Genomic DNA, 4,944 nt, shown 5'->3' with positions numbered 1-4,944 from the left:
GTTTTTTTTTATATTGTTTTTTTTGTTTGTTTTTTTTTTGGTTGTGGTTTGGTTGGGGTTTTTTTTGTTTTTTTTTTTGTTGGGGGTGGGGGTTTGGGTGTTGTTGGTGTTGGTGGGGGGGGGTTGTTTTTTTTTTGGCCCCCCCCCCCACCGCTCTTGCCTTGCGCGATAACGCTTTCCCTCATACGGCTGCAATCCGCTGTAGCCACATATTAAACGCACTACCCGGCAAAAACATTTCCGCCTTGATGAAAATTAGACTTGATATCATGTCCTTAAGATTACCCATAATCATCAGCCGGGACACGGCATGATTAACGTTATCTGTTTGTCCGAGAAATCTATGATGCCGTGTCCCTACGCAACGACGAGGTGAGGTTTTTTTATGATGGGCAATTCAACGGACATCATATCACCCGTATGCTCGCAGGCACTGGCAGGTTGGTGCTTGAACAAGCTCAAGCCCGATCTATAGCGGATTGCACATGAGGTACACCTTCGTTTGTGTAGCGGCACCCTTAAGGGTGCCGCTATACAAACGAAGCCATAAGGCTTTTCCTCACACGAAAAGCAATCCGCTGTAATATCATGTCCGCTAGCAACGGTTGTGTATAGTTTTTAGTGCTGTAGGGGCGGGTTTTACGAGAGATCGTTGCCAGCAGCGCAAAGAATAAATAAACCCGCCGCAGCTTACTTGGATGCTCAGGCGGCTAACTTGTTTTACCATATAGTAAAATAGTAATGCGAAAATTAAGTTACTCCATCTATGGCTAAAACTTCCTTGAACAACTCAGCTTTTTCGACGCAGCCCTCCAAAGAAGAGGGAATTTCAAAACTTCCACCAGAGGCTTTGGCTTATGTGGCTGACTTTTTTAAGGTTTTATCGGAAGTCAGTCGATTACAAATTGTCTGCTGTCTTAAGTCGGGGTCGAAAAACGTCACCCAAATTATGGAGGAAACTGGTCTGGGACAAGCCAATGTTTCTAAGCATTTAAAGCTGCTGGCTCAAGCGGGAATTGTCAGTCGCACGCAGGTTGGAGTCAGCGTTTACTACGAAATTGCCAATCCTTTTTTATTTGAATTGTGCGACTTAGTTTGTCACTCCCTGTTATCCCAAATCCAGAAACAAAACCAGCAGATCAAACAACTTAAAATACTTCAGAGTTAAAATTAACTATCTTAGATTAAGTTGAGACGCTGGTTTATTGATTTATTACACTTTTGCTATTACTGATACATCTCCACATTGTTGGTTAGCTGGGACTGCTTCAGCGATTTTTTGCGGATTTGGCAAGTTAAGGTTACGCATAAATTCAATGAAGCTTGCCCGATCTTTACCAACAAATCGGGGATTATATTTCTTTTCTTCACCAATACTAGAAACTGTATGCCCTCTGTAGTCGTGACCCGGATAAACGAATGTCTCGTCTGGCATGGTAAATAGTTTTTGAGTAACATGGTCGTACATCAAACTGGGATTGCCGCTTTGGAAATCAGTACGTCCGCAACCGCGAATCAATAGGGAATCTCCGGTCAGCACTCTGTCTTGATTTACCAAGTAAGACATATGGCTGTCAGTGTGACCTAAAGTAGCGATCGCTTTAATTTCAACATCTCCCAATTTTAAAACTTCCCCATCTTTGATCGAGCGGTTGGCGCAAGGTACCTGGGCATTTTCCGGCACTATTCCTTCACAAAATGTCAGTTATCGCAGCTTTTGGGTTCCCGTAATGTGGTCGGCGTGAATATGCGTTTCCAAGCAGTAGCGCAGCGTTAGCCCCAATTCTTGAATCAATTTCCAATCGCGATCTACTTGCTCGAGTACTGGATCGACCAAAACGGCTTCTTTGGTCTTTTCATCCGCAATTAAATATGTGTAAGTGCTAGTTTCATTGTCGTACAATTGGCGGAATAGCATATCTTTTGCTCCTTGTGGCAATTCTGTTTTGTAAGTGAAGGTTGAAGAGGACGCAAAGACGCGGGGAAACACCGGACGCGGGGATCTTTGCCTCTGGACCCGCCAGGGATTGAAAGATCCTGTTGGCGAATCAACTGCGGGGTTTGACCCCTCCCCAACCCCTCCCCGCTGCGGGGAGGGGCTTCAATTGCTCCCCCTTCCCTTGCGTCTTCAAACCGTTGTTTGCGAATTCGCTCTTCCTGCGGGGAGGGGCTTCAATTGCTCCCCCTTCCCTTGCAGGGAAGGGGGTTGGGGGGTTAGGTTTTTTGATTTGTCAACCGGATCGTTTATTCCCCGGCTGGTTTTATGGGTAGTGATAAGGCTGTAAGATGTGGGTAAGGACAAGGTCTACAGCGGATTGCAGGTGAGTGAGCTACACTTTCAATGGCTGCAATCTAAGCTGCGGGAGCATTTACATCCAATAAAGAGGCGGGCAAGATGCCCACCCCACAAGAAGAAGCGAAAATTTGACTCTCAAATTAGGTGCGTAGCAGCTTACTATCGTGGCTCCGATCGTAACGAAAGTTTAAGCGTTGGTAACGACAGCTCGAACGTTGGTAACGACAGCTGGAACGTTGGTAACGACAGCTTAAGCGTTGGTAACGACAACTCGAACGTTGGTAACGACAGCTTGAGCGTTACAGCAGATTGCAAGTGAGTGAGGTACAGCCTTTTGGCTGAGTTTGTGTAGCGGCAGCAAAAATGGCTGCCGCTACACAAACTCAGGTGTAGCTCACAAGGGTTGCAAGCCGCTATATAGCGGATTGCCAGTGAGTGAGTTATAGCCTTAAGGCTAAGGAATGCAATAGCGGCAGCAAAAATGGCTGCCGCTATTGCATTCTTTCGGTGTACCTCATACGGCTGCAATCTGCTGTAAAGCCAGGGGATTCCAGTCAGGAATAATTTTCTTCTTCTCGGGCGTCTTCCCTTAAATGTTGTACTACTATATAGTAATATGATTGATGTGGTTTGGCAAGAGCAACGAGGAGCTTTGACCTGGTTACCAAGTAAATTTAGTTAAGCAGCCAGAGCATTGTAACAGCGATCGCTCGCGCCAACCCTTGTCCAGCAAAACAAAGAGAAATGGTAATATCAATTCCGCAACAGTCCCAGACACCTGCTTCGGCGACAGTCCCCGCCATCAGTAAAACAGTTCACCATCAAATCGCTATCCTGGGTGGAGGCGCTGCTGGGATCGCCACCGCCTCTCTACTGTTGAAAAGAGACGCCTCCCTAGACATCGCGATCGTCGATCCATCCGACCAGCATTACTACCAACCCGGTTGGACGCTGACAGGAGGAGGGGTATTTCGGATTGAGGATACCGTTAAACAGCAAAGAGACGTCATTCCGCCACAAACCACCTGGATCAAAGACCGCGCAATTAAATTAGACCCCGATAACAATGCAGTCATAACCGCAGCAGGTATCCAAGTTAAATATGACTATTTAGTAATTTGCCCCGGCATTCAGATAGACTGGCATCTGATTGAAGGACTGAAAGAATCAATCGGTAAAGATGGCGTTACCAGCAACTATTCTGCTGATTTTGCCCCCTATACCTGGGAATTAATCCGCAAATTTTCCGGTGGAAACGCCCTATTTACTTTTCCCAATACACCAATTAAATGCGGGGGCGCACCGCAAAAAATCATGTACATGGCGGATGATGCCTTCCGCAGTCGATCGGGAGTTCGTCAGCGCAGTAATGTGATGTTCTTGACCGCAGCAAGTACGATGTTCTCGGTGCCGGAATATTCAGCCTTGTTAGATGGAGTAATCAAAAGGCGGGAAATTGAAGTTAAGTTTCGCCACAACCTGAAAGCGATTCAAGCTGACACTAAAACAGCGATTTTTGACGTTCTTGATAATAACGGCAACGTTATCGATCGAGTCAGCTACAAGTACGACATGATTCACGTTGCGCCGCCCCAGAGCGCTCCTGACTTGATTAAACAAAGTCCTTTGGCTGTAGCCGATAGTCCCTATGGCTGGGTGGATGTAGATAAATACACGCTGCAACATAATCGATATCCCAACGTATTTGGTTTGGGAGATGCTTCTTCGCTACCTACGTCGAAAACCGCTGCGGCAATTCGCAAACAAGCGCCGATTGTAGCAGAAAATTTATTGGCTTTAATTGGCTCAAAGCCTTTAATAAATAAGTATGACGGTTATACTTGCTGTCCTTTAATTACGGGGTATGACAAGACGATCATGGCAGAGTTTAATGGTTACAATAGCGTGCCGCTTTCTAGTTTTCCGCTTAATCCTATTAAAGAACGCTGGATTATGTGGAAAATGAAGACAACGGCTTTACCTTGGATTTACTGGCATCGAATGCTGAAGGGAGAGAAATTCGAGGGGGATTACATCAAGTTCATGCAGTGGAAAAAGTGATAGCGATACTGGAGGAAATATTATGGCAGAGTTTAATTGGTTAACTGCCCTTGTTGGCGGTTTGCTAATTGGGTTCAGCGCTACCCTCTTACTGGCATTCAACGGTCGTATTGCTGGTATTAGTGGCATTGTCAATAGTGCCATTACCTTTAGGAAAGATGAAATCTGGCGCTGGATGTTCATCTTGGGGATGTTACTAGGCGGTGCGATCTACGAATATGGACTGGCATCTCAGCCAACTCCAAAGTCTACATTCGCCCCTTTGGCAGCGATCGCTGGCGGTTTTCTCGTCGGTTTCGGCACCCGGATGGGCAGCGGTTGCACCAGCGGTCATGGGGTGTGCGGGTTAGGTCGATTATCCCTGCGATCCTTTGTTGCGGTTCTGATCTTCCTCATCACTGCGATTCTCACAGTATTTATTGTGCGTCGCGTACTGGGGTTGAGTTTTTGACACTCGCCGCTATAAATAGACGGCGATTCTTTCGAGGCATAGTAACTATGCGTAAAGAGAACCAAAATACCGAGCAACCGAGTATTCGAGTTCAGCACTGCGCGGTGCGGCGGATAAAGGGGCGAATGCGATTCGC

At 46.5% G+C, this 4,944-nt stretch carries 3 protein-coding genes and 1 pseudogene; 3 read left to right on the top strand and 1 reads right to left on the bottom strand.

All coding sequences use genetic code 11. The features are described from left to right. Positions 1-766: 766 nt before the first annotated feature. Positions 767-1,168 carry an ArsR/SmtB family transcription factor gene (locus ACE1CM_RS01340; RefSeq protein WP_374875607.1) on the top strand — a complete coding sequence of 134 codons (402 nt, stop codon included), beginning with the start codon at positions 767-769 and terminating at the stop codon, positions 1,166-1,168. A gap of 45 nt (positions 1,169-1,213) precedes the next feature. On the opposite strand, the pseudogene ACE1CM_RS01335 reads toward ACE1CM_RS01340, so the two are convergent. Then, positions 1,214-1,918 (bottom strand): annotated as a pseudogene (locus ACE1CM_RS01335) (MBL fold metallo-hydrolase). Between the two features lie 1,122 nt (positions 1,919-3,040). On the opposite strand from ACE1CM_RS01335, the gene ACE1CM_RS01330 reads away from it, so the two are divergent. Together ACE1CM_RS01330 and ACE1CM_RS01325 are read left to right on the top strand one after the other, a co-directional pair. After that, complete coding sequence (locus ACE1CM_RS01330; RefSeq protein WP_374875606.1) at positions 3,041-4,357, top strand: FAD/NAD(P)-binding oxidoreductase; 1,317 nt, start codon at positions 3,041-3,043, stop codon at positions 4,355-4,357. Between the two features lie 22 nt (positions 4,358-4,379). Next, positions 4,380-4,808 (top strand): YeeE/YedE family protein, encoded by a 429-nt coding sequence (locus ACE1CM_RS01325; RefSeq protein WP_374875605.1) that lies wholly within the window; start codon positions 4,380-4,382, stop codon positions 4,806-4,808. The last annotated feature ends 136 nt before the right edge of the window (positions 4,809-4,944 follow it).

This window comes from Microseira sp. BLCC-F43, assembly GCF_041929235.1.
In the GTDB taxonomy this organism is placed as follows: Bacteria; Cyanobacteriota; Cyanobacteriia; order Cyanobacteriales; family Aerosakkonemataceae; genus Microseira.
Note: the sequence above shows the minus strand (reverse complement) of the source record. Positions and strands in the feature narration are given on the sequence as shown.

What these genes read in the sequence shown, in the direction of transcription:
- ACE1CM_RS01340 (WP_374875607.1), top strand. Translation starts at nt 767, where the DNA reads ATGGCTAAAACTTCCTTGAACAACTCAGCTTTTTCGACGCAGCCCTCC.
- ACE1CM_RS01330 (WP_374875606.1), top strand. Translation starts at nt 3,041, where the DNA reads ATGGTAATATCAATTCCGCAACAGTCCCAGACACCTGCTTCGGCGACA.
- ACE1CM_RS01325 (WP_374875605.1), top strand. Translation starts at nt 4,380, where the DNA reads ATGGCAGAGTTTAATTGGTTAACTGCCCTTGTTGGCGGTTTGCTAATT.